Below are 25,824 nucleotides of genomic sequence, written 5' to 3'. Positions count from 1 at the left end.
CGAAGGAGACCTATGAAACTCTATATCAGCGGCCACGCGCCGAACCCGCGCCGGGTGATCATGTTCATGCTGGAGAAGGGCATCGCCGGGATCGAGACCGAGATGGTCGACATCCTCGCCGGCGAACAGCGCAGCGAGCGTTTTCTCGCCAAGAATCCGCTCGGGCGGGTGCCGGCGCTGGAGTTGGACGACGGCCGCGTGCTGAGCGAAACGCGCGCGATCTGCACGTATCTGGAAGGCCGCTATCCGGAACCGAACCTGATGGGCGTGGACTTCGAGGAGCGGGCCTTCATCGAGATGGCGGACCGGCGCATGGAACTGCACCTGCTGCTGGAAACGGCGCACAGCGCGCGCCACACCCATCCGGCGCTGGCGCCGCTGGAACAGCCGCAGTTCAAGGACTACGGCGCGGCCCAGGCCGACAAGATGCGCATCACCGCGCGCTGGCTCGACCAGGTGCTGGCGCGCCAGCCCTATGTCGCGGGCGAGCGCTTCACGATTGCCGACATCACCGCCTTCTGCGCGCTTGAATTCGGCCGCGGCCTGCTGCGCTTCCGGCCGGGCGAGGAGGGGATGGCGAACCTGCAGGCGTGGCGCGACCGGATCGCCGAGCGGCCGAGCGCGATTCAATCCAAGTAGGGTGGGCACTCTGTGCCCACGCGGTGATCGATTGCGGCTCCGCTCTCGGGCCGGATGATCTCGCCGCAAACGATCACCGCGTGGGCGGGGGACCCGCCCACCCTACGTGTATGCCAGACGCCGTGCGAGCAATCACATAAAAAAGGGCGGCAATCGCCGCCCTCACACAGGATTTACTCCACACGCCGATACCACGGCGCCTCGCCCAGCAAGGGCTTGTACGCCCCCGCATGCGCATCCCCCGGCGCCAGTTCCCGATCGACCCCCAGCACCCCGAAGCGCGCCAGGCTTTCGTGAAACAGGCGCAGCACGCGCTGGCGCAGCATCGGGCCGAAGTCGGCCAGGGCGCGCCGGCACAGGATGGCCTGGAACTCGTTGAACGACGCGTCCGTCACCAGGTTGTGCCCGGCCCAGGTGATGCGTGCACGCAGGCGCGGCAGCAGCAGGGCGCGGCCGTCCCTGAGCTCGAACCAGTCAGCCAGCGTGCCCGACCCACCGGCTTCGGCGTATCTCTCCTGCAGAGCAGGAAGCGAAGTCGCATCCAGCGTGGCGTCCCGCGTCTCGGTCAGCATCTCCTCGTTGGCAATGGTGGCGAAGATCTCGGTGCGCGCCAGCAGCCCCGCTTCCTGCAGCAGGATCGCCAGCGTCCAGGCCTCGCCGATGCCGGCGCATTCGGCCAGCCAGATCTTCGGCAGGGCCGCCGACGGCAGCGACTTTCCCAGCACCTCACGCGCCTCCCGTGCCCAGGCAGGATCGTCGAACAGGCCGGACGGCGCGACGGCGAGCGCGCGCAGCACGCCGGACGCGGCGCCCGGTTCGTGCAGCACGCGTTCCTGCAGCGCCGAGACGGTCTTCAGGTCCCGTGCGGCCAGCACGCCAAGGAGCTTCCTGCGCACCAGCTGGCGGTCGTAGTCGCGGAAATCGTAGCCATGGCGCTGAAACAGGGCTTCCAGCAGCAGGTCGATCTCCAGCTCCTCGACCGCCAGCGATGGTGGGGCCAACTGAGCAAAGGCGGCGAAGGCGGTCAATGCAGCCACACTCGCATCAGCGACAGCAGCTGCGCCACATCGACCGGCTTGGTGATGTAGTCGGAAGCGCCGGCGGCGATGCACTTGTCGCGGTCGCCCTTCATCGCTTTCGCGGTCAGGGTGATGATCGGCAGCGACTTGAACTTCGGAATACGACGGATGGCGCGCATGGTGTCGTAGCCGTCCATCTCCGGCATCATGATGTCCATCAGGACGATCTCGATGGTCGGATCCTTCTCCAGCACTTCGATGCCGTCGCGGCCGTTCTCGGCGAAGAGCACCTGCATCTGCTGGCGCTCGAGCAGGGACGACAGCGCAAAGATGTTACGCAGGTCGTCGTCGACGATCAGGACCTTGCGGCCTGCGAGACCGCCGTCGGCCGCGTGGATCTCTTCCAGCATCCGGCGCTGCAGTTCCGGCAGCGAAGCGTGCGAACGGTGCAGGAACAGCGCCGTCTCGTCCAGCAGGCGCTCCGGCGAACGGGCGTCCTTGATGACGATGGTCTTGGCGTACTTTTTGAGCTTCGTGACTTCCTTGCGGTTCAGTTCCTGCGCCGTGTAGATCACGATCGGCAGGTCGCGCAAGGCCGGCTTCTTGCCGATTTCGTCGAGCAGCTCGAAGCCCGAGATATCCGGCAGCGTCAGGTCCAGCACCATGCAGTCGAAGTGCTGCGCTTCCAGCGCTTCCATCGCCGCCTTGCCCGTCTCGACCGTCTTGATGTCGATGTCGGCGTCGCCGATCAGCGAGACGATCGATTCGCGCTGGGCCATGTCGTCTTCCACCACCAGCAGCGTGCGTTTGCCGCCGACCAGGAACTTCTGGATGCGGGTGAATTCCTCGTTCAGGGCGTCGCGGTCCACCGGTTTGCTGATGAAGGAGATCGCGCCCTGGCGCAGCGCGCGTTCGCGCTCGCGCAGCGCCGACACCACGTGCACCGGGATGTGGCGGGTGCTCGGGTCGCGCTTCAGGCGGTCGAGGACCGTGAAGCCGTCGATGTCCGGCAGGTCGATGTCGAGCAGGATCGCCGACGGCAGGTAGTCGCGGGCGAGCGACAGGGCCGAGTCGCCGCGGTGGGTGACGATGCCCTTGAAGTTCTTCTCGCGCGCGAATTCCAGCACGGTCTTGGCGAAGCGGTCGTCGTCTTCCACGATCAGCACCGACGGGTCGCCCGGGGCGATCAGGCCGCGGTCGTCCAGCATCGAGGCGTATTCGACCAGGTTGCTGTTGGTCGGCGCCTGGACTTCGATCGTGGCCACGTTGCCGTTCTCGGCCGCGTCCGGCAGGGCGTACACCACCGGTGCGGAGATCGAGGAAGATACGGGCGCGGCGCTCGGCGCCACCAGGCGGGCCGGCTGCGGCTGGCGCGTCGCTTCGTAGTTGATGAAGCCGGCGCGGTTGTACGGCAGGTACAGCGTGAAGGTCGAGCCGATGTTCACGGTCGACTCGACGCGGATTTCGCCGCCCAGCAGGCGCGCCAGTTCGCGCGAAATCGACAGGCCCAGACCCGTGCCGCCATATTTACGCGCGGTCGAACCGTCGGCCTGCTGGAAGGCCTCGAAGATCAGCTGCAGCTTGTCGGACGGGATGCCGACGCCGGTATCGCTGACCGAGAAGGCCAGCACCGCGTCCGCATGCAGCAGGTGCGGGTGGTCGGCGGTCCAGCCGCTGGTCACCAGGCTGATGTTCAGCGCGACCTGGCCGTGGCTGGTGAACTTGAAGGCGTTCGACAGCAGGTTTTTGAGAACCTGCTGCAGGCGCGTGGTATCGGTCATCACCGCGGTCGGCAGGTTGTCCGCCAGGTCGACGGTGAAGCCGAGGTGCTTGGCTTCGGCCATGTGGCGGAAGGTGCGGTCCACGTAGTTGCGCAGGGTCGCGAAGCGGTATTCCGACACGTCCAGCGTGACGGTGCCGGACTCGATCTTCGACAGGTCGAGAATGTCGTTAATCAGGGTCAGCAGGTCGGAGCCGGAGCCGTGGATGGTCTTCGCGAATTCCACCTGCTTGCCGGACAGGTTGCCTTCCGGGTTATCCGACAATTGCTGCGCCAGGATCAGCAGCGAGTTCAAAGGCGTACGCAGTTCGTGCGACATATTCGCAAGGAACTCGGACTTGTACTTCGACGACAGGGCCAGCTGGGTCGCCTTTTCTTCCAGCGCCAGCTTGGCTTGTTCCACCTCGCGGTTCTTGCGTTCCACCTCGATGTTCTGCTCGGACAGCAGGCGCGCTTTCTCCGCCAGCTCCTGGTTGGTCTGCTGCAGCTCCTGCGCCAGCGACTGCGACTGAGTCAGCAGCGATTCGGTACGGCTGTTCGCCTCGATCGTGTTCAGAACGACGCCGATCGATTCCATCAGCTGGTCGAGGAAGGACAGGTGAGTCTCCGTGAAGCGGTCGAGCGAGGCGATCTCGATGACGGCCTTGACCTGCTGTTCGAACAGGATAGGCAGCACGACGATGTTGTTCGGCGGCGCCGAACCCAGGCCCGAGGACACGACGATGTAGTCGCGCGGGACGTCGGTCAGCCAGATGCGGGTCTTCTCCAGCGCGCACTGGCCCACCAGGCCTTCGCCCGGCGAGAACGAGGTCGGCAGCTTGCGGCTGGAACGGTAGCCGTAGGAGGCGATCATCCGCAGGCGCGCATCGGCTTCCTGCGAGTCCATCATGTAGAACACGCCGTGGTGCGCCGAGACCAGCGGTGCCAGCTCGGACAGAATCAGCTTGGTCACCGCGCCCAGGTCGCGCTGGCCTTGCAGGAGTCGCGTGAAGCGCGCCAGGTTGGTCTTCAGCCAATCCTGCTGCGCGTTCTTCTGCGTGGTCTCCTTCAGGTTACGAATCATCTCGTTGATGTTGTCCTTCAGGTAGGACACCTCGCCGCGTGCTTCGACCTGAATCGAACGCGAGAGGTCACCACGCGTCACCGCCGTTGCCACCTCACCGATCGCGCGCATCTGGTTGGTCAGGTTTGCCGCCAGCTGGTTGACGTTCTCGGTCAAGTCCTTCCAGGTACCCGCGACACCCGACACGTTCGCCTGGCCGCCCAGCTTACCTTCGGTACCCACTTCACGCGCAACGCGGGTCACCTCGGATGCGAAGGAGGACAGCTGGTCCACCATGACGTTGATCGTGTCCTTCAGTTCGAGAATCTCGCCCTTCACGTCCACGGTAATCTTCTTCGACAAGTCACCGCGCGCCACCGCGGTCGTCACCGCCGCGATGTTACGCACCTGGCCCGTCAGGTTCGACGCCATGAAGTTCACGTTGTCGGTCAAGTCCTTCCAGGTGCCGCCCACGCCCGGAACATACGCCTGGCCGCCCAGCTTACCTTCGGTACCCACCTCGCGCGCGACGCGCGTCACCTCGGATGCGAAGGAGGACAGCTGGTCCACCATGACGTTAATCGTGTTCTTCAGTTCGAGAATCTCGCCCTTCACGTCGACCGTAATCTTTTTCGACAGGTCGCCGTTCGCCACCGCGGTCGTCACGTCCGCGATGTTACGCACCTGGCCCGTCAGGTTACCCGCCATCGAGTTCACGCCGTCGGTCAAGTCCTTCCAGGTACCCGCAACGCCAGGCACGTTCGCCTGGCCGCCCAGGCGGCCCTCGGTACCGACCTCTCGCGCCACGCGGGTCACCTCGGATGCGAAGGAGTTCAGCTGGTCGACCATGACGTTGATCGTGTTCTTCAGCTCGAGAATCTCGCCCTTCACGTCCACCGTAATCTTCTTGGACAAGTCGCCGTTCGCCACGGCGGTGGTCACGTCCGCGATGTTACGCACCTGGCCCGTCAGGTTACCCGCCATCGAGTTCACCGAGTCGGTCAAGTCCTTCCAGGTGCCTGCGACGCCCTTCACCTGCGCCTGGCCGCCCAGCTTACCTTCCGTACCGACTTCTCGCGCCACGCGCGTCACTTCGGAGGAGAACGAGGACAGCTGGTCCACCATGACGTTAATCGTGTTCTTCAGCTCGAGAATCTCGCCCTTCACGTCCACCGTAATCTTCTTGGACAGGTCGCCGTTCGCCACCGCCGTCGTCACGGTCGCGATGTTACGCACCTGGCCCGTCAGGTTCGAGGCCATGAAGTTCACGTTGTCGGTCAAGTCCTTCCAGGTGCCGCCCACGCCCGGCACGTAGGCCTGGCCGCCGAGCTTACCTTCGGTACCCACCTCACGCGCCACACGGGTCACCTCGGATGCGAAGGAACGCAGCTGGTCCACCATGACGTTGATGGTGTCCTTCAGCTGCAGGATCTCGCCGCGCACGTCCACCGTAATCTTCTTCGACAAGTCGCCGTTCGCCACCGCGGTCGTCACTTCCGCAATGTTACGCACCTGCGAGGTCAGGTTACCCGCCATCGAGTTCACCGAGTCGGTCAAGTCCTTCCAGGTACCCGCCACGCCTTTCACCTGCGCCTGGCCGCCCAGCTTGCCCTCGGTGCCGACTTCTCGCGCCACGCGCGTCACTTCGGAAGAGAAGGAGGAAAGCTGTTCCACCATCGTGTTCGCGGTGGTTGCCGCGCGCAGGTACTGGCCTTTCAGCGGATGCCCGTCGACTTCGAGCGCCATGGTCTGCGACAGGTCGCCCTTCGCCACGGCGCCGATGACGCGCGCCATCTCGGTGGTCGGGCGCACCAGGTCGTCGATGAGGGAGTTGACCGAACTGATCAGGGTGCTCCAGCCGCCGACCACGCCCGGCACGTCGGCGCGCTGGGTCAGGTGGCCTTCGCGGCCGACCACGCGCGACACTTCGGTCACGGCTTCGACCATCTTCGACTTGGTCTCGATGATGTCGTTCAGGGTGTCGGCGATCTTGCCCGAGACGCCCGTCCAGTCGGAAGGCATACGTACCGAGAAGTCACCCTTTTTCAGGGCCATCAGCGTTGCGAGCAGGAGCTTGACGTCCAGCTGTTCGGCCATGTCGGTCATTGTGTTCATCGACGTGTCATCCTTGTTTTGGAAAATGGGTACGGCGTTCTTGTTATGCGTTCGGCAGGCTTGTGTCGCGCGCAGGAGAAACTGTTACATGGAAATATGAAACGATACTCTTGTGCGATATCAAGTCAAGCTCTACAGCGGAATAAAACTTGCAACCTGGGAATTTTTGCAAGCGAGCGGGGGAGGGTAGCGGAAACAATATTTTCGGAGCGCACGATTGAATTGCTTAACCGAAAGTCGTCGCGAAATTACTACAAAAATCGCTAACTAAATATGCAATTTACTTGCTAGAATTGCTAGGCCGCATGCTTTCTTTGCAGTATGCCACTAGCATAGTCGATCCCTACTTCTACGCGAGCCAAGCGCCATGATTGAAACTGCACAGTTAGTGCAGCTGCTGGAATCCAAGGACGCCGAATCCTGGCGCCGGGCCCTGCTCGCGATCGCCGGCGAGGTCGGCTTCGAGCATGTGATGTATGCGGTGGTGCATTCGCGTCACGCCCAGTACGAAAACGCCTTCGTCCAGACCAACTATTCGCCCGAATGGCGCGAACGCTACGATACCGAACGCTTCGCCTACGTCGATCCGACGGTCGGCCATTGCCTGATCAGTAATTTGCCCATCGTCTGGGAGCCGGGCGCCTTTGCCACCACGGGCGGGCGCATCCTGTACGAGGAGGCCTGCGCCTATGGCATGCGTACGGGGGTGACGCTGCCGATCCACGGGCCGAACGGCGAGGTGGGTCTGCTCAGCCTGGCGTCCGACACGGCGCCCGGCGAGAAATTTACGCGCGAGATCAGCCAGAGCATGGCCGACCTGACGCTGGTACGCGACTATGCCTTTGCCGCCTCGATGCCCTTCGCCCATCCGAGCGGGGGCGAGGAGGTGCCGCGCCTGACCCGGCGCGAGCTCGAAGTGCTCAACTGGGTCATGGCGGGCAAGTCGTCATGGGAGATCTCGATGATCACCCGTTGTTCCGAGGCCACCGTCAACTTCCACCTGGCCAACGTGCGTCAGAAATTCAACGTCAACACACGCCAGCAGGCGGTCGTGAAGGCCATCGCGCTCGGGCTGCTCAACCCTGAAGATCGCCATCGTTGAGTTTGCCGGCAACGTAGAGCTTCAACAGGATCGCCACCGGCGCCGGAATCGCCAGCCCGGTCTCGAAACGGCTACCGCTCGACTGGGTCACGCCGAAGCGGCCCCAGAATTTCTCCTGACTTTCACGCTTGCTGATACGGAACTGGCGCAGGTCCGCGTGCGGCGCCCGCACCGGCATCGGCATCGGCATCGGCATGCCCGGCTGAAGGCCCGGACGGGCGAGCATGGATTCACTGATGAAGTCGTTTGGCATGGCCCCTCTCCTTGTTGAACGAGTGAAAAACTTAGTATTCCACTGTGTCACTTCCTAGCCACCTAGCAGACTTGCTAGTACCGCTCATGCCCGGATTGCATGACGCTTCATGCCTGTCGCATAGATATTTTCATCAACAAACAGGGAGAACGACATGGCACTGCAAATCGATATCGCAGCACGGCGCGAATTCCAATCCCGCGATCTCCGCGAGATGCACACGTTGCGCGCAAAGGTATTCCAGGGCCGCCTGGGCTGGGAAGTGCCGGTCTTGTCGGGTATGGAGATCGACGGCTACGATGCTCTTGAGCCGCACTACATGATGATGCGCGAGCCGGGCGAGGGCATCCTGCGCGGCTGCTGGCGCCTGCTGCCGACCACCGGCCCTTACATGCTCAAGGATTCCTTCCCGCAGCTGCTGCACGGGCAGGACGCGCCCAGCGACGAACACATCTGGGAACTCTCGCGCTTCGCCATCGAGACCGGCGGCAGCGGCCAGTTCGGCTTCTCGGAAATCACGATGGAATCCTTCGCCGCGATTACCCGCTACGGCTACGAGCACGGCATCGAAAAGTACGTGACGGTGACCACGACCGCCATCGAGCGCCTGCTGCGCCGCGCCGGCATCGTCACCGAGCGCCTCGGCGACCCGGTCGTGATCGGGATCGAGACGGCGGTGGCGCTGTATGTCGACATCGACGCCAGCTATCCGGCGGTCGTGCGGTATGGGGCGGGTAAGCAGCGTACGCGTGGCTTGCCGCAATAGGACGGCGCCCATAGCTGGCCAACAACGTGGGCCTGGTTACGGGCGGTAGCGCACCGTACGGGGCCGTTGAGGCCAATGGCCTCAACGGCAGCTTCACCGGGCATGCCCACGCGGGACAGTGCGTCGAATGACCGAACGCCTTTTCGGCCGCAACAGGGGGAATTAGGCGTTCGGGTGTGCAGAAGCATGAAAACGCGTGGGCATGCCCACCCTACAACACCAGTTGCATCATCTGCTCCATGCGGCTCGAATCGGGCCGCTGCGGCTCCGGCTCGCCAAGGTCACGAAAGCCCGCGCGTACGTACAGCCTGCGCGCAGCCTCGTTGCCGCACACAAAGCCCAGCCGCATGGCCCGCGCACCCGTAGCGCGCGCCCAGGCCAGGGCTGCATCGAGCAAGGCAGCGGCGACGCCATGCCCGCGGTATTCCGGCGCGACCCAGACCTGGTACAGGTTCACGCGCGCAGCGTCGTGCGCATCGACCTTGGCCCAGGCCATGCCGGCCGCATTGCCGGCCACCTCGGCCACCAGCGGCAGGTCGCGGTTCGAGCTCGCGCCAAGGTTCAGCACCCAGGCCCAGTCGGTCTCGGTACGCAGTTGCGCCTCGGCCAGCGTCATGCCGAAGGCGTCCGGCGCATCGGTCAATGCGCGCAGGCGCAGCGCGCGGTACAGCGGCCACTCGTGCGCGGCCAGCCGCCGTACGCAAGCCTCTTCTATATAGTGCGTGCTCATTTCAGTTGGCTGTACAGGAAGGACCAGGTCAGCGCCCACATGCGCGCCTGCTGGGTGTTGTTGGCCGCCCCCGCATGCCCGCCTTCCATGTTTTCCCAGTACAGAATATCGTGTCCCTGGCCTTCCATCAGCGCCGCCATCTTGCGCGCGTGGCCCGGATGCACACGGTCGTCGCGGGTAGATGTTGTAAATAAGACACGCGGATAGTGCCTGTCCTTGAAGACGTTCTGGTAAGGCGAGTACTTGCCGATGAATTCCCACTGCTTCGGATCGTCCGGATCGCCGTATTCCCCCATCCACGACGCCCCAGCCAGCAGCGTGTGGTAGCGCCGCATGTCCAGCAGCGGCACCTGGCACACCACCGCATTGAACAGGTCGGGCCGCTGGGTCAGCGCGGCGCCCACCAGCAGGCCGCCATTGCTGCCGCCCATGATGCCGAGGTGGCGCGGCGAGCTGACCTTGCGCTGGATGAGGTCCTTGGCCACCGCGAGGAAATCGTCGAAGGCATGCTGCCGGTGTTCTTTCAGGGCCGCCTGGTGCCAGCGCGGGCCGAATTCGCCGCCGCCGCGGATGTTCGCCAGTACGTACACGCCGCCGCGCTCGAGCCAGCCGGCGCCGATCATGCCGCTGTAGGACGGTTTCAGCGACACCTCAAAGCCGCCGTAGCCATACAGGACGGTCGGATTTTTGCCGTCGAACTTCGCGCGCCGGTCCATGACGACGAAATAGGGGACCATCGTGCCGTCCTTCGACTTCGCCTCGAACTGAGACACCGTGTACGATTTCGCGTCGAACCAGGCCGGCATCGCCTTGAGCTGCTCGCGCGTGTCCGTACCCGCATGGCCAAGATACAGCGTGGTCGGCGTCAGGAAGCTACTCGTTGTCAGGAAGTAGTCGTCCGACTCGATCTCGTCGAGGGCGGCCACGCCCAGGGTGCCGATGCCGGGCGTGACGACTTCGCGGCGCTGCCAGCTGCCCTCTGCGCGGCGCAGTTCGAACAGGCGGTTCTTGACCTTGTCGAGCACGGTGAGCAGCAGGGCGCCGCGGGTCACGGTCACGCCGTCGAGCGAGGTCGTGGCGCTCGGGGTGAACAGGGGCTCGAAGTCGCGCGCGCCTTTCATGAAACGCTCGAAGTCGATGGCCAGCAGGCTGCCTTGCGGCCAGCTGCGACCGGCAACGGACCAATCCGAGCGCAGTTCGATCAGCAGCTGGTCGCGCACCGCATACGCGTTCGCATCGTCGGGCTTCTCGATTTTATGGAGGCGGCCCTCGCGGCGCAGGAACAGTTCGCTGCTGTAGAAGCCGATCTGGCGCGAGACGAATTCGCGCTCGAAGCCGGGCGTCATGTCCTTGCGCGCCGAGGCCGAGAGGTCGGTGGCGCCGGCCTCGTACACGAGCCGCGCGCTTGCCAGCGGCGTGCCGCGCTTCCATTCCTTGACGATGCGCGGATAGCCCGAGCTCGTCATCGACCCGGGGCCGAAGTCGGTGGCGACAAACAGGGTGTCGCGGTCGACCCAGGCCACGCTGCTCTTGGCTTCGGCCAGCGCGAAGCCGTCCTTCACGAAAGCGCCTGCCTCCAGGTCGAATTCGCGCACCACGTCGGCGTCGCCGCCGCCGCGCGAAAGCGAGACCAGGCAGCGCGTGCCGCGCGGCTCCAGGCAGGTGATGCCGGCCCAGACCCAGTTCTCGTTTTCCGCGCGGGCCAGGGCGTCGAGGTCGATCACGGTCTCCCAGCGTGGCGCCGCCTTGCGGTATTCAATCATCGTGGTGCGGCGCCAGATCCCGCGCTCGTGATCGGCGTCGCGCCAGAAGTTGTACAGGTAGTCGCCGTGGCGGCTGGCGTAGGGGATGCGTTCTTTCGCATCGAGGATGGATTGCAGCCGGGCGCGCAGCGCGTCGTGCGCCGGGCCGCCGAGGGCCTTTTCGGAAACGGCGTTGTGTTCGCGTACCCAGGCCAGCGGCTTGTCGCCGCCCACGTCCTCCAGCCACAGATAGGGATCGGTCTTGTCCTGCGCCGCCGCGCCGCCTGCCAATGCCGCCAGTCCCATCACCAGTTTTGCCGCCGTTTTCTGCATCGAAGTCCCCGCTTGCCGGGCGCCCCAATGGCGGCCCGATAGCGTATATTATCAACAACGTTTCCTTGTTGAGAATACATAACACTGAGCATGACACAGCGATGGCCTTGTCGATCACCCGCAGCATAGGCGCAGCCGCCGGCGCGCGCGGCACCACCCGCGTCGTGCTGTGGGGCGCGGGCCTGTGGCTGTCCCTGCTGGTCGGCGCCTTGCTGCACATGGCGGCGACCCGCGCGGTCGAGGAAGAAGCGCTGCGCCGCTTCGAGAACCGGGCCCGCGCCACCCAGGAGCGCCTCGCCGGCGCCATCAAGTCCTACACCGACGCCACCCGCGCCCTGGTCTCGCTGTTCGCCGCCAACGATACGCCGGTCACCCGCCTGCAGTTCCACCGCTACGTCGCCGCGCTCGACCTCAAGACGAATTACCCGGCGATCGACGCCGTCTCCTACACCCGGGTCGTGCTTGACGCCGGGCGCGCCGCCTTCGAGGCCGAGGTGCGCGCCGACCGCAGCCTCGATCCGCGCGGCTACCCGGACTTCAGCATTCGCCCACCCGGACGCCGTCCCGGCTACACGGTGCTGACCTATATCGAGCCGCCGGAGATGATGCTGGACCGCCTCGGCATGGACATCGCCGCCCGGCCGGCGGTGGCCGAGGCGCTGGATCGCGCGCGCGACAGCGGCGGCATCAGCGCCTCGGGCGCGCCGCTGCAGGTGGAGCGCCCGGTGCCGCACCTGGCGCTGAACATGCGCGCTCCCGTGTACCGCGGCGGCGTCACGCCCGCCACCGTGGCCGAACGGCGCGCGGCGTACATCGGCGGCGTCGGCATCGCCTTCTCGGTGCCTGCCCTGGTCGAGCGCGCGCTCGGCGGCCGCGCCGACGATCCGGTGTCGCTGGCGCTGTTCGCGGCGAATGCCGATGCCAGGCCGGCGGCCGGGGCCACATTGGCCGTGCATCCGGCCGACCGCCTGCTGTATGGCGACGGCGCCGTGCGCACCCGCGTCTTCGACGGGGCCGACACTTTTACTACCGTGCTGCCGGTCGATTTCGGCGGCGGCCTGTGGAAGGCGCATTTCAGCGCTCCGAAGGCGGCCCTGTACCTGCCGCTGGACCGGCGCCTGCCGCTGCTGGCGCTGGCCACCGGCTTCGCCGCGACCTTGCTGGTGTATAGCCTGTTCCTGTCGCTGTACTGGTCGCGCCGGGTCGCCATCGAGGGGCGCACCCTGCTCGACACGGTGCTCGACAACATCGACGCCTTCGTGTACATGAAGGACCGCGACCGGCGCTTCCGCTACGTGAACGCGAAGACGGCGCTGATCCTGGGCCGCAGCGCCGAGCGCATCGTCGGCAGGCCCGATGTCGACGTGATGCCGGCCGAGCTGGCCGACGCCGCCTGGCAGCGCGAGCGCGCGGTGTTCGACGGCACCCGCCGCGCCAGCCAGGTCGAGATCAGGCTGGAAGACGGCGTGCGCCAGCTGTGGGAAGTGAAGGTGCCGGTGCGCCTCGATGGCGAGGTTGGCGGCAACATCAGCGGCGTGCTGTGCGTGGCCACCGACGTCACCGAACTGCACCAGTTGAAGGCCGCCGCCGATGCCGCCAACCAGGCGAAAAGCGACTTCCTGTCGAACATGAGCCACGAGATCCGCACGCCGATGAACGCCATCATCGGCATGACCCATCTGGCCCTGAAGTCGGTCCACGAGCCGAAGCTGCGCGGCTACCTGGAAAAGATCTGGCACTCGGGCCAGCACCTGCTCGGGATCATCACCCACATCCTCGATTTCTCGAAGATCGAGGCCGGACGCGTCGAACTCGAGCTGCTCGACTTCCGCCTCGACGCCCTGATGCGCAACATCGACACGCAGCTGGGCGAAACGGCGGCCGCCAAGGGCTTGCGCCTGGCGTTCGACATCGCGCCGGAGCTGGCGCGCCCGCTGCGCGGCGATCCGCTGCGCCTGGAGCAGGTGCTGCTCAATTTCGTCGGCAATGCCATCAAGTTCTCGGAGCAGGGCAGTGTCCAGGTGCGCGCGCGGGCGCTGGGCCCGATCGGGCACGACACCCTGGTGCGTTTCGAAGTCGAGGACCACGGCATCGGCATCGAGCCCGGCGAGATGGCGCAGCTGTTCACGTCCTTCCACCAGGCCGATCCCTCGACCACGCGGCGCTATGGCGGCACGGGACTGGGGCTGGTGATCAGCAAGCAGCTGGCCGAGCTGATGGGCGGCGAAGCCGGGGTCGAGAGCGAGCCGGGACGCGGCAGCACCTTCTGGTTCACGGCGCGCTTGGGGCAGGGTGGCGCCGAGGGCGCACGCGCGGCGCGCAGCGGCGCGCCGGCGCCCGCGCCGAGTACGCCGGCGCGCCGGCTCGACGGGATCGCGGTGCTGCTGGTCGAGGACAACGTCTTCAGCCAGCAGGTCGGGCGCGAGCTGCTGGAAAGCGCCGGCGCGGCGGTGGTGGTCGCGGGTAACGGCAGCGAGGCGCTCGAACAGATGCTGCGGCGGCGCTTCGACTGCGTGCTGATGGACGTGCAGATGCCGGTCATGGACGGCTTCGAGGCCACGCGCCGCATCCGCGCCGATCCGGTCTTGCGCGACACGGTGGTGATCGCGATGACGGCGAATGCCGGTATCGAGGACCAGGCGCGCTGCATGGCGGCTGGCATGGACGAATTCCTTACCAAGCCGGTGGCGCCGGAGCACCTGGCGGCGACGATCGCGCGCGCCATCGAGCGGGCGGGGGCGGGGCGGCAGCCTGGTCCCGCGCAGCCTGCGGCCACACCGCACAAGGCTCAGCCGGCGTCCCAGGCGCCGGCGGCGGCGGCCCTGCTGGATAGCGGCGCGCTCGCCGCGACCTTCGGCAGCGATCCGGACAAGATGCGCAAGTTCGCCTTCATGTTCCTCGACAGCGCGCGCGAAGGCCTGGCCGAAGTCGACATCGCGCTGGCCTCGAGCGACCTGGCGCGCGCGGGATCGGTCGCCCACCGCCTGAAATCCTCGGCGCGGGCCGTGGGCGCGTTCAGCTTCGCCGACCTGTGCGCCGAGCTCGAGCGTGCGGGCGCGGGTCAGAGCAGCTCCCAGGCAAAAGCCCTGAGTGCACGTCTTCGCAGCATCTTTGCGCGGCTCGAGCGCCAGGTCGCAGCCGAACTTGGCGCCCGCGCGACAGACGGCCGCTGAGCGGGGCCGGTCGCGCCCTGCGCCTTCCGCCGGGTCGGCAAAAAGAGTATCCTGTCGGGCTTGAACCGCCCAAACGACCGCACCGCCTCCCAATGTCCTCCACGATCACGCCCGGCTTGCTGATTTTGCACGGCAACCAGATGGAAATGCTGCGCGCCGCCGTCTTCGACTGGCTGCGCGGGCATCCGCTCGGGCCGCTGGAGCAGGAAACCATCCTGGTGCAGTCGAACGGCTTCGCCGAGTGGCTGAAAATCGCGCTGGCCGAGGAGCTCGGGGTCTGCGCCGCGACCCGCGTGGCGCTGCCGGGCCGCTTCCTGTGGGAGGCCTACCGCGCCATGCTGGGACGCGAGCGGGTGCCCGCCCGTTCTCCCTTCGACCGCGATCCGCTGACCTGGCGCCTGATGCGCCTGCTGCCCGCGCTGCTGGACGAACCCGTGTTCGCGCCTTTGAGCCACTTCCTCGGCGACGGCTGCCCGGAACGGCGCCTGCAGCTGGCCGAGCGCCTGGCCGACCTCTACGACCAGTACCAGGTCTACCGCGCCGACTGGCTGACCGACTGGGAAATCGGGCGTGACCAGCTGCGCCGCGCCGGCGGCGACCCGGTACCGCTCGCCCAGGACCAGCGCTGGCAGGCACGCCTGTGGCGCGCCGTGCACGAAAGCGTGCCGCCGATGCAGCGTGGTACCGGGCGCGCCGCGATCCACGAAGTCTTCGTGGCCAAGGTGCTGTCGGGCGACCCGCCCAGCGGGCGCCTGCCGCGCCGCGTGGTGCTGTTCGGGATGTCGGCCCTGCCGTACCAGACCCTGCAGGCGATCGCCGCGCTCTCGCGCCACACGCAGGTGCTGCTGGCGGTGCCGAATCCCTGCCAGTTCTACTGGGGCGACATCATCGAGGGGCGCGAACTCCTGAGGGCCGCCCATAAACGCCAGCCGGCGCGCGGCGGCGTCGACCTGGCCACGCTGCCGATCGAGGAACTGCACGCGCACAGCCATCCGCTGCTGGCGAGCTGGGGCCGCCAGGGGCGCGACTTCGTGCGCATGCTCGACGAATTCGACAACGAAGCAGGGCGTCCGGAAGTCGCCGGCATCGCCAAGCTGCGCGTGGACCTGTTCTCCGACGGCGAGGGCGAGACCCTGCTGCAGCAGGTGCAGGCCGCCGTGCGCGACCTGCTGCCTTTGTCCGAGCATCCGCACCTGCCGCCGCCGATCGAAGACCAGTCGATCGCCTTCCACGTCACGCACAGCACCCAGCGCGAAGTCGAGGTGCTGCACGACCAGCTGCTGTCCTGGTTCGAAGAAGACCCGACGCTGCGTCCGCGCGATATCGTCGTCATGGTGCCGGACATCGACAGCTTCTCGGCCGCGATCCACGCCGTCTTCGACCAGCACAAGCGCAGCGACCCGCGCCACATCCCGTTCGAGATCGGCGACACGCGCGACCGCAGCGTGAATCCCCTGCTGGTGGCGCTGGAGTGGCTGCTGCGCCTGCCGCAGCAGCGCTGCCGCCAGAGCGAGATCCGCGACCTGCTCGACGTGCCGGCGGTCGCCACGCGCTTCGGCCTGCGCGAAGACGATCTGCATACCCTCGGCGCCTGGATCGACGGCGCCGGCGTGCGCTGGGGCCTGGACCGCGAGCACCGCGCCGGCCTGGGCCTGGGCGCGGCGGGCGAACAGAACGCCTGGATTTTCGGCGTGCGGCGCATGCTGCTCGGTTACGCCAGCGGCGCCGGCGCACGCTTCGGCGATATCGAGCCCTACGCCGAAGTCGGCGGGCTCGATGCCGCGCTGGCCGGCTCGCTGGCCCAGTTCGTCGAAAGCCTGCTGGACTGGCGCGCGCGCCTGGCACAGGCGCGCACCCCGGCGGAGTGGGGCGTGCAGGCGCGCGCCCTGCTGGCCGCCTTCTTCGACGGCCGCGAAGAGAACGACCGCATCACCCTGGCCCAGCTGAACGAAGCCCTGAACTGCTGGATGGAGATGACGGAAGCGGGCGGCTTCGACGAGCCGGTGCCGCTCGCCGTGCTGCGCGAAGCCTGGCTCGGCCAGATCGACCAGCCGACCCTGAACCACCAGTTCGTCTCGGGCGGCGTCACCTTCTGCACCCTGATGCCGATGCGCGCCGTGCCCTTCCGCGCGGTCTGCCTCCTCGGCATGAACGACGGCGACTTCCCGCGCCGCTCGCCGCAGAACGATTTCGACCTGCTCGCGCTGCCGGGCATGAGCCGCCCGGGCGACCGCTCGCGCCGCGACGACGACCGCTACCTGATGCTGGAAGCTTTACTCGCCGCGCGCGACCGGCTCTACGTCAGCTGGGTCGGCCGCAACGTGCGCGACAACAGCGAGCAGCCGGCCTCGGTGCTGGTGGCGCAGTTGCGCGACTATCTGCACGCCGGCTGGGACCTGGACCTCGCGGACATCACGACCGAACACGCGCTGCAGCCCTTCAGCCGCCGCTATTTCGAGGAAGGCGGGCTGCTGACCTATGCGCGCGAATGGCGCACCGCGCACGGCGAGAGCGAACGTGCGGAAGACGCAGACGCCTTGCCGCCGTACGAACTGGAACCCGACTTCCGCCTGAAGCTGTCCGAGCTGGCCAGCTTCCTGAAACAGCCCTCGCGCTACTTCTTCCGGCGCCGCCTGGGCGTCATCTTCAACGCGGCCGAAGTGCTGGGCGAGGACGAGGAACCGTTCTCGCTCGACGCGCTTGACCGCTACTTTTTGGAAGACAGTCTGCTCGACGATTCGGGCACGGCCGAGGAACCCGACGAAGTGCGGCAGACCCTGAACGTGCGCGCCGAACGCCTGGCGCGCGAAGGGGTGCTGCCGATCGGCCTGGTCGGCCGCCAGTGGCAGCAGCAGCTGGTCGACGGCCTGGTGCCGGTGCGGCGCGCCTGGCTGGAACTGGGCCGGCGCTTCCCGCAGGCGGCGCCGAAGCTGGCGGTTACGCTGGACCTGGACGGCCTGGTGCTGGAAGACTGGATCGACCGTCTGCGCAGCGACGGCGAGCGCACGGCCTGGCTGATGCAGATCTCCTCCAAAGTGCTGGATAAATCCGGCGCGCCGCGCGGCGATAAATTGATCGATCCCTGGCTGCGCCAGCTCGCGGCCAGCGCCGCCGGCGCTGCGGTGACCGGCTACCTGGTCGCGCGCGACGCGGTGGTCACCATGGCGCCGATCGAACGCGAACTGTCGCTGGCGCAGCTGAAGGAGCTGGCCGAACTGTGGCGCCACAACCTGAACGCGCCGCTGCCGGTCGCGGCCAGGACCGCGCTGGCTTACCTCGCCGAAGGCGACCCGCGCGCGGCCTACGACGGCGGCTACGAGATCGCGGGCGAAGTCGAACGCGAACCCTGTCTCGCGCGCCTGTGGCCGGAGTTCTCGCTGCTGGTCGCGGCCGGTGGCTGGCCGGATCTGGCCGATGCCCTGTACGGAGGCCTGGCAACCTGGCTCCGTCAGCACATCCAGGTGACGCCGCATGCCGGAGGCGAGCAATGAGCCAGCTGCTCGACGCCCTCAGCTTCCCGCTGCACGGCTCGCGCCTGATCGAGGCCAGCGCCGGCACCGGCAAAACCTGGACCATCGCCGCGCTGTATCTGCGCCTGGTGCTGGACCACGGCGGCGCCGACGCGTTCGCCCAGCCGCTGCTGCCGTCGCAGATCCTGGTGATGACGTTTACGCGCGCCGCCACGCGCGAGCTGGCCAACCGGGTGCGCGAACGCCTGGTCGGCGCCGCCGCCTATTTCCGCGGCGAGGGCAAGGAGTCCGATCCTTACCTGGAAGCGCTGGCGAGCAGCTATGACACGGAATCCGAGCGCCAGGTCGCCGCGCATCGCCTGGTGCTCGCGGCGGAGACCATGGACGAGGCGGCGATCTTCACCATCGACGCCTGGTGCCAGCGCATGCTGCGCGAGCACGCCTTCGACAGCGGCAGCCTGTTCGACGAGGAACTGGTCAGCGACGAGCGCGCGCTGTTCGAAGACGCCGCCCACGATTACTGGCGCCAGCACGTGTATCCGCTCGATAGCGGGGCGCTGGCCGCGGTGCTCGGCTGCTGGCGCGACGTCGAGGCGATGAAGGGCGCGGTGCGCGACCTGGTGGGCCGCACGGCCACGCTCGGCATGCCCGATCCGGAACCATTGGTGCAGCTGGTCACGCGCGTGCAGCGCAGCCTGCAGGCGGAGCTGGCCCAACTGAAGGAAGGCTGGTTCGAGCGCGCCAACGAGATGGAACGCTGGATCGCCGGCCACCGCGAGCGCAATCCGAAGGCCTTCAACGGCAGCAAGATGCGCGTCGATTCGGTGCCGAAGTGGTTCGAGGCGCTGCGCACCTGGGCCGGCGACCCGGCACAGGTCTCGCCCGACCTGAACGAGACGGCCTGGAAGCGCCTGAGCCCGCACGGCCTGGAAGACGCCTTCGGCAAGGACTTCCATGCCGTGGTGCCGGAGTGCTTCGGTTGCACGGACGACCTGCGCGAGGCCGTGTCGAAGATCGCGCCGCTCTCGCATGCGCTGCTGCGCCACGCGGCCGGCCACATCGCGCAGCGCATGATGGAACTGAAGGCGCGCAAGCGCCAGTTCGGCTTTGCCGACATGCTGGCGCGCCTGAAGGAAGCGCTGGAAGGCGTCAACGGCGAGGCCCTGCGCCAGCGCATCGTGAACCAGTATCCGGTGGCGCTGATCGACGAATTCCAGGACACTTCTCCCGACCAGTACCGCATCTTCAACCTGCTGTACCGGGTCGAGGACAACGATCCTGCCCAGGGCCTGTTCCTGATCGGCGACCCCAAGCAGTCGATCTACGGTTTCCGCGGTGCCGACATCCACAGCTACCTGGCGGCGCGCCGCGCGACCGAGGGCCGCCACTACCAGCTCGGCACCAACTACCGTTCGACCGCGGCCCTGGTCGATGCGGTGAACCAGCTGTTCCGCCACGCCGAAGGGCATGGCGAGCATCCGGGCCACGCGGCCGGCGCCTTCCGTTTCCGGCGCGGGAACATCAATCCGCTGCCTTTCGAATCGGTGCGCGCGGCCGGGCGCGGCGCGCACCTGGTCGGCGTCGACGGCCCCTACCAGGCGCTGGCGATGTGCACCAGCGCGCAGGAAGAGATGAAGGCCGAGGAGTACCGCAGCTTCTTCGCGAATCACTGCGCCGAGCACATCGTCGCGCTGCTGAACGATCCGCAGGTCGGCTTCGCCGAGCCCGATCCCGAGAACCTGGGCGGACGCTTCAAGCGCCTGCAGCCGGCCGACATCGCGGTGCTGGTGCGCGACCGGCGCGAGGCGGCGGCGATCCGCCAGGCGCTGGCGCGGCGCAAGGTGGCCAGCGTCTACCTCTCCGACAAGGATTCGGTGGTCGAGAGCGAGGAGGCGCAGGACATGCTGCGCTGGCTGTACGCGGTCGCCAGTCCCCTGGACGGCACGCTGGCGCGCGCGGCCCTGGCCACGCGCACGGCCGACCTGCCGCTGGGCGAACTGGCCCGCTTGTCGGGCGACGAAACCGTGTGGGAAGAACGGGTCGAGCAGCTGAAAGCCCTGCACGCGACCTGGCAGCGCCAGGGCGTGCTGGCCATGCTGCGCCGCTTCATCCACGAACTCGGCCTACCGGCGCGCCTGCTGCGCGAACCCGGCGGCGAGCGCCGGCTGACCAATCTGCTGCACCTGGCCGAACTGCTGCAGGAAGCCAGCACCCAGCTCGACGGCGAGCAGGCCCTGATCCGCTGGTTCGCCGAACAGGTCGAGGGCCTGGGCGAAGGCGGCGACGAGCGCGTGCTGCGCCTGGAAAGCGATGCCGAGCTGGTGAAAGTCATCACCGTACACAAGTCGAAGGGCCTGGAATACCCGCTGGTGTATTTGCCCTTTGCCGTCACCGCGCGCAAGACCGACAGGCGCAACCGCAGCTTCTTCGAGTACGTCGACGAGGACGGCGGGCGCCGCATCGATCTCGCCTTGTCGGACGAAGCGCTGCAGGCGGTGGACCGGGCGCGCCTGGAAGAAGACCTGCGCCTGCTGTACGTGGCCCTGACGCGCGCGCGCCACTTCCTGTGGCTGGGCGTGGCGGCGGTGGCGAGCCGCAAGAAGAACGAGAACCTGCTGCACGAATCGGCGCTCGGCTACCTGCTCAGCGGCGGCGAACCGGTGCCGGCGACCGTGCTGCGCGAACGCCTGGCCGGCCTGCGCGGCAATTGCGCCGGCATCGAACTGCACACGCTCGATCCGCTGGACGGCTGCACCATGCTCGACCGGGTCGAGGAGCGGCCCGCGCTGGTGGAGGCGGCGCCCTTCGGGGCCGACTTCGAGCGCAACTGGACGGTCGGCTCCTTCACCTCGATCACGCGCCACACGACGGCGCCGCCGATGCGCGCGGCCGAGGAAACCCTGCTGGAAGACGAGGAGCCGGCGCCGGCGCCGAGGGTCGAGGACGCGCCCTGGCACCGCTTCCCGCGCGGCTCGGTGCCGGGCAACTTCCTGCACGAGCAGCTCGAATGGATGGGGCAGGAAGGCTTCGACCTGATCGACGATCCGAACTTCGACACCCGCCTTGGACAGCGCATCGAGCGCGCCGGCTGGGGCCACCGCATGGAGGATGCGCTGGCCTGGCTGCGCCTGGTCGCGGCGACGCGATTGCCGCCGATCGGCGCCAGCCTGAGCGAACTGTCGAACACGGTGCCGGAGATGGAATTCTGGTTCCCGAGCGAGGGCCTGGACCTGTCCGCGCTCGACCGCCTCTGCCGCCGGCGCCTGCTGGGCAAGGCCGCGCGTCCGACGCTGCCGGAGCGGGAATTGCACGGCATGCTCAAGGGCTTCGCCGACCTCGTGTTCGAACACGAGGGCAAGTACTGGGTGCTCGACTACAAGTCGAACGCGCTCGGGGCCAACGACGCGGCCTACACGAAACGCGCGATGGAAGAGGGCATGGCCGGCCACCGCTACGACATCCAGGGCGCGATCTACATGCTGGCGCTGCACCGCCTGCTCAAGAGCCGGCTCGGCGAGGAGTACGATCCGGCCCGCCAGCTTGGCGGCGCCGTGTTCCTGTTCCTGCGCGGGATCGCCAACACCTCGACGCACGGCTGCTGCCTGCTCGAACCGGACGTCGAACTGCTCGACGGCCTGGACCAGCTGCTGGGGAGGACGGCATGAAGTCCAATGCCATGATGACGTCGCCCGCGGCTTTGTGGGAAGAAGCGGCGCGCCTGGTCGACGCCGGCGAGCTGCGCCGCCTGTCGCTGGCGTTCGCCCGCTTCGTCGACTCGTTAGGACCCGTCGCGCCGCCTGTGCTGCTGGCGGCGCTGGTGCTGTCCGAACTCGAAGGGCATGGCCACAGCTGCCTGCAGATCGCCGACCTGGCCCACGATCCGGCCGGCCTGCTGGGCTGGACGAAGGAGGGGTGGCAGGGGCTGGCCGGGACGGTGGCGCCGCTCCCCAAGAACGCCAGGGCATGGGCCGCGCAGCTGGCCGCCTGCGAGGAAGTGTGGCAGGTCGGGGAATTCGACTTCGGCGCGCCGCTGGTCTTCGACGGCGAGCGCCTCTACCTGCGTCGCTACTGGCGCGACGAGACCCTGGTCGCCAACAGCATCCGCGCGCGCGCCGCGGCGACGCGGCCGGTCGAGTCGCAGGGCGTCCGCAGCTGGCTCGACCTCTTGTTCGCCTCGCAGCGCGCCGAGCAGAAACCGGACTGGCAGAAGCTGGCCTGCGCGGTGGCCCTGCGCGGCTCGGTCGCGATCATCACCGGCGGCCCGGGTACCGGTAAAACCTATACGGTGGCTCGCCTGCTGGCGCTGCTGTTCGCGACCGCGCCGAGTGCGGAGCAGCAGCGCATCGCCCTGGCCGCGCCGACCGGCAAGGCAGCCGCGCGCTTGAAACAGTCGATCGACAAGGCGCTCACCGACCTGGCCGATCGTGTCGGCGACGCGCTGCCGCTGCGCGAACTGACCGGCCGCATGGGCGCCGCGCGTACCCTGCACAGTTTACTGGGCGCGCGTCCCGACAGCCGCGCCTTTGCCCACCATGCCGGCAACCCGCTCGACGTCGATGTCCTGATCGTCGACGAAGCCTCGATGGTGCACCTGGAGATGATGGCCAGCCTGCTCGACGCGCTGCCCCCGGGCGCGACCCTGATCCTGCTGGGCGACAAGGATCAACTGGCCTCGGTGGAGGCGGGCGCCGTGCTGGGCGACCTGTGCCACGACGCCCAGGCCGGCGGCTACAGCCTCGATACGGCTGCCTACGTGCTCGAGGCGAGCGGCGAGGAGCTGCCGCCCGAATACCTGGGCGGCGCCGGGCCGCTGGCCCAGCAGACCGTGATGCTGCGCCATAGCCGCCGTTTCGGCGGTCCGATCGGCCAGTTGGCGCTCAGCGTGAACGCGGGCGATGCGAACGCCGCCGAAGCCGTGCTGCGTGGCGAGAGCGAGGGTGCGCTGGGTTGGATCGACGGCGCCCACCAGCACCAGGTGGTGAGCCTGGCCTTGACCGGCTACCAGCCTTATTTGGAACTGCTGCGTGAAGGACCGTCAGGCGCGCACGAGGACTGGGTACGCGCGGTGCTGCAGCGCTTCGAAGCCTTCCGCATCCTGTGTGCGGTGCGCGAGGGCGAGTGGGGTGTGTCGGGCCTGAACACGGCGATCGAGGCCAGCCTGCAGACGGCCGGCCTGCTGCGCCGCGCCGGCGAGTGGTATGTCGGGCGTCCCGTGATGGTGACCCGCAACGACTACGGCACCCGCGTCTTCAACGGCGACATCGGCCTGACGCTCGCCGATCCGGCCCGTCCCGGTTCGCTGCGCGTCTACTTCCTCGAAGGCGACGAGGTCCGCAGCGTGCTCGCCACGCGCCTGCGCAGCGTCGAGACGGCGTATGCGATGACGGTGCACAAATCGCAGGGCTCGGAGTTCCGCCACACCGTGCTGGTGCTGCCCGAAGACCGCCACGGCATCCTCACGCGCGAGCTGGTTTACACCGGCATCACGCGCGCCAGCGCCCGGTTCACGCTGGTGACGCCGAACGGCTCGGTGCTGGCGGAAGCGGTGGCGCGGAGAACGCACCGGGCGAGTGGCTTGCGGCATCTGATCGAGCGCTAGATCGCTTTGGGTTTCGTAGGGTGGGCACTCCGTGCCCACGCGGTACGGTGCTTGCGCTCCACGGACGAAACCATCGCCCGGACGATTCAATCTTGCCGCACGATGTCATGGTTCGGGTGAGCCAGCGCCGTACCGCGTGGGCACAGAGTGCCCACCCTACAATTCGTAGTACGCGGGCCCCGCCTTTACTCTCCAAGTAACGTAGGGTGGACTCCCGAGTCCACGCGTTACCGAGCTTGCGTTTCGATTGCTCGACCGTTGCACCGCGTGGAGTCGGGAGCGGTTCGCCGCCCGCTCCACCCTACATCGCGTGGCCCACGAGCGTGACCTTACTCTCCGAGCCCCTTGCGGATGAGTTCATCGACGAGCTGGTTCATGTCGACGCCGCGCTCTTTTGCCAGCACCTGCAGCCGCGCCACCAGGTCGCCATTGAGCTTCACGGCAAACGGCACCAGGCCAAGCGCCCGGTCGCGTTCACGCTGTTCGCGCTTGTCGACCGCCGGCGCGGCGCCGCTGCCGAAGGCGGGGCCGCGCGCCATCTGGTTCATGATCTTCTTGGCGTCGCTCTTGGCAAGGTCGGTCTTTTTCATCGTGGGAGGTCCTCATGGAATGTCCCGCATTCTACCGGCCGGGGCACGCAGCTGTCGCGCAGCATATACAGTCCCGTGATACCTGTTCCCTTGTAGTAATGATGAGCCGGATCATAGATATCGAGAACGCTTATGTCGACAATCCGAAACCAAAATTGGATTTATATCTCAACGCCGCGTAAGCTTTCATCATTGAAGAACGCCAACGAATACACAGGAGCCCAGATGACCACGATGACCGCCACCCCGAGCACCACCGCAACGCCAGGCAAGGCCGGCTTCAAGGCCGGCTTCAAGGCCTGGCTGCGCAAGGTCGGCGCCGAGCTGCGCCGCGCCTTCGAGCTCTCGGGCGCCCCGTACGCGGACGGCGCGCTGCCGCCGCTGTAAGCACGCAGCAGATAAACAAAAGCCCCGCAATGCGGGGCTTTTTTATTCACTCGGCCGCCAGACGGCGGCTTGTATCAATTGCGGCGCTTGCGCACCACCACAGCCTTCTTCTTGGTCGGCACGACCTTGGCCTTGGCGCGCACGCCGCCTTTAGACTTGGCGCGCAGGGCAGGCGCGCTGGTCTTGATGCGCGGGGCGCGGGCACTGGCCTTGATCGGGCCGCCCGCGCGCGAAATGCGGGCGACGCGCGCGACGCGGGCAGGCTGCGCTTCGTCGCCGGTCATGAAGCGGCGGATGTTCAGGGCGTCGAGGATACGGGCCGAGGACGCGCCAGCGTTCAGCAGCACCATGGTCGCGTTCTTGCCGCCGGCCTTGATGCTCATGATCAGGCAGCGGCCCGCTTCCTGGATGTAGCCGGTCTTCGACAGGCCGATGTCCCAGCCTTTGGCGCCGACCAGGCGGTTGGTGTTGTGGAACTCGACTTCGCGGCTGTTGATGCTGACCAGGTTCTTGGCGTCGGTGGTGCGGTCGGTGATTTCCTTGTACTGGGAAGCGGCCTGGGCCATCTTGACCAGGTCGGCCGCGGTCGAGCGGTTGTTCGGCGACAGGCCGGTCGGCTCTTCGATCACGGTATGGCTCATGCCGAGGGCGGCGATCTTGCGGCGCACGGCGGCCTTGAATGCCGGCAAGCCGCCCGGATAGGTGCGGCCCAGGGCGGCGGCGGCGCGGTTGTCCGAGGACATCAGGGCCAGCTGCAGCACGTCGCCGCGCGGGATGTTGGCGCCGACCGGCACGCGCGAGCTGCTGTGCTTGAGGGTATCGACGTCGCTGCGGTCGATCTCGATCAGCTCGTTCATATCCTGTTTGGCGTCGAGGATGACCATCGCGGTCATCAGCTTGGTCAGTGAGGCGATCGGCACGACTGCGCCGGCATTCTTTTCCAGCAATACCTTGCCGGTGTCGTCTTCAACCACCAGCACCGATTGCGAACCGAAGGGCACCGCGATTGCGGCAGCAGACGAGATCGACAACAGGACGGCGGCGAACAGTTTTTTCATCATGGGTGTCGGGTAGGTGTCAGGTT

Annotated in this window: 15 protein-coding genes; 8 read left to right on the top strand and 7 right to left on the bottom strand. The window is 67.2% G+C overall.

The genetic code is table 11. The features are described 5' to 3' along the window. Positions 1-12 precede the first annotated feature (12 nt). Entirely contained in the window at positions 13-639 is a 627-nt protein-coding gene (locus ACFPQ5_RS12315) for a glutathione S-transferase family protein (protein WP_379755649.1), read from the top strand. 173 nt (positions 640-812) lie between these two features. On the opposite strand, the gene ACFPQ5_RS12310 is transcribed toward ACFPQ5_RS12315, so the two are convergent. Next, positions 813-1,676 (bottom strand): CheR family methyltransferase, encoded by an 864-nt coding sequence (locus tag ACFPQ5_RS12310; RefSeq protein WP_379755646.1) that lies wholly within the window; start codon positions 1,674-1,676, stop codon positions 813-815. After that, the gene (locus ACFPQ5_RS12305; RefSeq protein ID WP_379755643.1) at positions 1,664-6,595 is read right to left on the bottom strand and encodes a hybrid sensor histidine kinase/response regulator; all 4,932 of its coding nucleotides are present in this window, start codon (positions 6,593-6,595) and stop codon (positions 1,664-1,666) included. Before ACFPQ5_RS12305 ends, ACFPQ5_RS12310 begins: the two co-directional genes overlap by 13 nt. Positions 6,596-6,962: 367 nt before the next feature. Here ACFPQ5_RS12305 and ACFPQ5_RS12300 point away from each other — a divergent pair, with 367 nt between their 5' ends. Next, positions 6,963-7,697 (top strand): helix-turn-helix transcriptional regulator, encoded by a 735-nt coding sequence (locus ACFPQ5_RS12300; RefSeq protein WP_379755640.1) that lies wholly within the window; start codon positions 6,963-6,965, stop codon positions 7,695-7,697. On the opposite strand, the gene ACFPQ5_RS12295 is transcribed toward ACFPQ5_RS12300, so the two are convergent. Then, positions 7,672-7,893: a helix-turn-helix domain-containing protein gene (locus ACFPQ5_RS12295; protein WP_379760097.1), complete on the bottom strand. Its 222-nt coding sequence runs from the start codon at positions 7,891-7,893 to the stop codon at positions 7,672-7,674. The two genes, ACFPQ5_RS12300 and ACFPQ5_RS12295, sit on opposite strands and share 26 nt — an antisense overlap. A gap of 211 nt (positions 7,894-8,104) precedes the next feature. On the opposite strand from ACFPQ5_RS12295, the gene ACFPQ5_RS12290 reads away from it, so the two are divergent. Beyond that, complete coding sequence (locus tag ACFPQ5_RS12290; protein WP_379755637.1) at positions 8,105-8,716, top strand: acyl-homoserine-lactone synthase; 612 nt, start codon at positions 8,105-8,107, stop codon at positions 8,714-8,716. A gap of 211 nt (positions 8,717-8,927) precedes the next feature. Here ACFPQ5_RS12290 and ACFPQ5_RS12285 read toward each other — a convergent pair whose 3' ends face one another. Continuing rightward, complete coding sequence (locus tag ACFPQ5_RS12285; RefSeq protein ID WP_379755634.1) at positions 8,928-9,446, bottom strand: GNAT family N-acetyltransferase; 519 nt, start codon at positions 9,444-9,446, stop codon at positions 8,928-8,930. Beyond that, a complete protein-coding gene (locus ACFPQ5_RS12280; protein ID WP_379755631.1) occupies positions 9,443-11,521 on the bottom strand; it encodes a prolyl oligopeptidase family serine peptidase in 2,079 nt (692 codons plus the stop codon). Before ACFPQ5_RS12280 ends, ACFPQ5_RS12285 begins: the two co-directional genes overlap by 4 nt. 101 nt (positions 11,522-11,622) lie before the next feature. Between ACFPQ5_RS12280 and ACFPQ5_RS12275 the strand changes: the two genes are divergently transcribed. The 4 genes from ACFPQ5_RS12275 (at position 11,623) to recD (ending at position 23,763) form a co-directional block, all read left to right on the top strand. Beyond that, complete coding sequence (locus ACFPQ5_RS12275; RefSeq protein WP_379755628.1) at positions 11,623-14,694, top strand: CHASE domain-containing protein; 3,072 nt, start codon at positions 11,623-11,625, stop codon at positions 14,692-14,694. Positions 14,695-14,786: 92 nt separating this feature from the next. After that, positions 14,787-18,185 carry an exodeoxyribonuclease V subunit gamma gene (recC, locus tag ACFPQ5_RS12270; RefSeq protein WP_379755625.1) on the top strand — a complete coding sequence of 1,133 codons (3,399 nt, stop codon included), beginning with the start codon at positions 14,787-14,789 and terminating at the stop codon, positions 18,183-18,185. After that, positions 18,182-21,829, top strand: a complete 3,648-nt coding sequence (recB, locus tag ACFPQ5_RS12265) for an exodeoxyribonuclease V subunit beta (protein ID WP_379755622.1) — start codon at positions 18,182-18,184, stop codon at positions 21,827-21,829. The genes recC and recB overlap by 4 nt, the downstream gene beginning before the upstream one ends. Further along, complete coding sequence (gene recD, locus ACFPQ5_RS12260) at positions 21,826-23,763, top strand: exodeoxyribonuclease V subunit alpha (RefSeq protein ID WP_379755619.1); 1,938 nt, start codon at positions 21,826-21,828, stop codon at positions 23,761-23,763. Before recB ends, recD begins: the two co-directional genes overlap by 4 nt. Before the next feature lie 329 nt (positions 23,764-24,092). On the opposite strand, the gene ACFPQ5_RS12255 is transcribed toward recD, so the two are convergent. After that, the gene (locus ACFPQ5_RS12255) at positions 24,093-24,353 is read right to left on the bottom strand and encodes a hypothetical protein (protein WP_379755616.1); all 261 of its coding nucleotides are present in this window, start codon (positions 24,351-24,353) and stop codon (positions 24,093-24,095) included. A 225-nt stretch (positions 24,354-24,578) separates the two neighbouring features. On the opposite strand from ACFPQ5_RS12255, the gene ACFPQ5_RS12250 reads away from it, so the two are divergent. Then, positions 24,579-24,740 carry a hypothetical protein gene (locus ACFPQ5_RS12250; RefSeq protein ID WP_379755613.1) on the top strand — a complete coding sequence of 54 codons (162 nt, stop codon included), beginning with the start codon at positions 24,579-24,581 and terminating at the stop codon, positions 24,738-24,740. 74 nt (positions 24,741-24,814) lie between these two features. On the opposite strand, the gene ACFPQ5_RS12245 is transcribed toward ACFPQ5_RS12250, so the two are convergent. Next, positions 24,815-25,801, bottom strand: coding sequence for a serine hydrolase (locus ACFPQ5_RS12245; RefSeq protein ID WP_379755611.1), 987 nt, complete (start codon positions 25,799-25,801; stop codon positions 24,815-24,817). Positions 25,802-25,824 lie beyond the last annotated feature (23 nt).

Source organism: Massilia suwonensis, from assembly GCF_042655665.1.
GTDB classification, from domain to species: domain Bacteria; phylum Pseudomonadota; class Gammaproteobacteria; order Burkholderiales; family Burkholderiaceae_D; genus Telluria; species Telluria suwonensis.
Note: the sequence above shows the minus strand (reverse complement) of the source record. Positions and strands in the feature narration are given on the sequence as shown.

What these genes read in the sequence shown, in the direction of transcription:
- recB (WP_379755622.1), top strand. Translation starts at nt 18,182, where the DNA reads ATGAGCCAGCTGCTCGACGCCCTCAGCTTCCCGCTGCACGGCTCGCGC.
- ACFPQ5_RS12280 (WP_379755631.1), bottom strand. Translation starts at nt 11,521, where the DNA reads ATGCAGAAAACGGCGGCAAAACTGGTGATGGGACTGGCGGCATTGGCA.
- recC (WP_379755625.1), top strand. Translation starts at nt 14,787, where the DNA reads ATGTCCTCCACGATCACGCCCGGCTTGCTGATTTTGCACGGCAACCAG.
- ACFPQ5_RS12245 (WP_379755611.1), bottom strand. Translation starts at nt 25,801, where the DNA reads ATGATGAAAAAACTGTTCGCCGCCGTCCTGTTGTCGATCTCGTCTGCT.
- ACFPQ5_RS12250 (WP_379755613.1), top strand. Translation starts at nt 24,579, where the DNA reads ATGACCACGATGACCGCCACCCCGAGCACCACCGCAACGCCAGGCAAG.
- ACFPQ5_RS12255 (WP_379755616.1), bottom strand. Translation starts at nt 24,353, where the DNA reads ATGAAAAAGACCGACCTTGCCAAGAGCGACGCCAAGAAGATCATGAAC.
- ACFPQ5_RS12305 (WP_379755643.1), bottom strand. Translation starts at nt 6,595, where the DNA reads ATGAACACAATGACCGACATGGCCGAACAGCTGGACGTCAAGCTCCTG.
- recD (WP_379755619.1), top strand. Translation starts at nt 21,826, where the DNA reads ATGAAGTCCAATGCCATGATGACGTCGCCCGCGGCTTTGTGGGAAGAA.
- ACFPQ5_RS12290 (WP_379755637.1), top strand. Translation starts at nt 8,105, where the DNA reads ATGGCACTGCAAATCGATATCGCAGCACGGCGCGAATTCCAATCCCGC.
- ACFPQ5_RS12285 (WP_379755634.1), bottom strand. Translation starts at nt 9,446, where the DNA reads ATGAGCACGCACTATATAGAAGAGGCTTGCGTACGGCGGCTGGCCGCG.
- ACFPQ5_RS12315 (WP_379755649.1), top strand. Translation starts at nt 13, where the DNA reads ATGAAACTCTATATCAGCGGCCACGCGCCGAACCCGCGCCGGGTGATC.
- ACFPQ5_RS12275 (WP_379755628.1), top strand. Translation starts at nt 11,623, where the DNA reads ATGGCCTTGTCGATCACCCGCAGCATAGGCGCAGCCGCCGGCGCGCGC.
- ACFPQ5_RS12300 (WP_379755640.1), top strand. Translation starts at nt 6,963, where the DNA reads ATGATTGAAACTGCACAGTTAGTGCAGCTGCTGGAATCCAAGGACGCC.
- ACFPQ5_RS12295 (WP_379760097.1), bottom strand. Translation starts at nt 7,893, where the DNA reads ATGCCGATGCCGATGCCGATGCCGGTGCGGGCGCCGCACGCGGACCTG.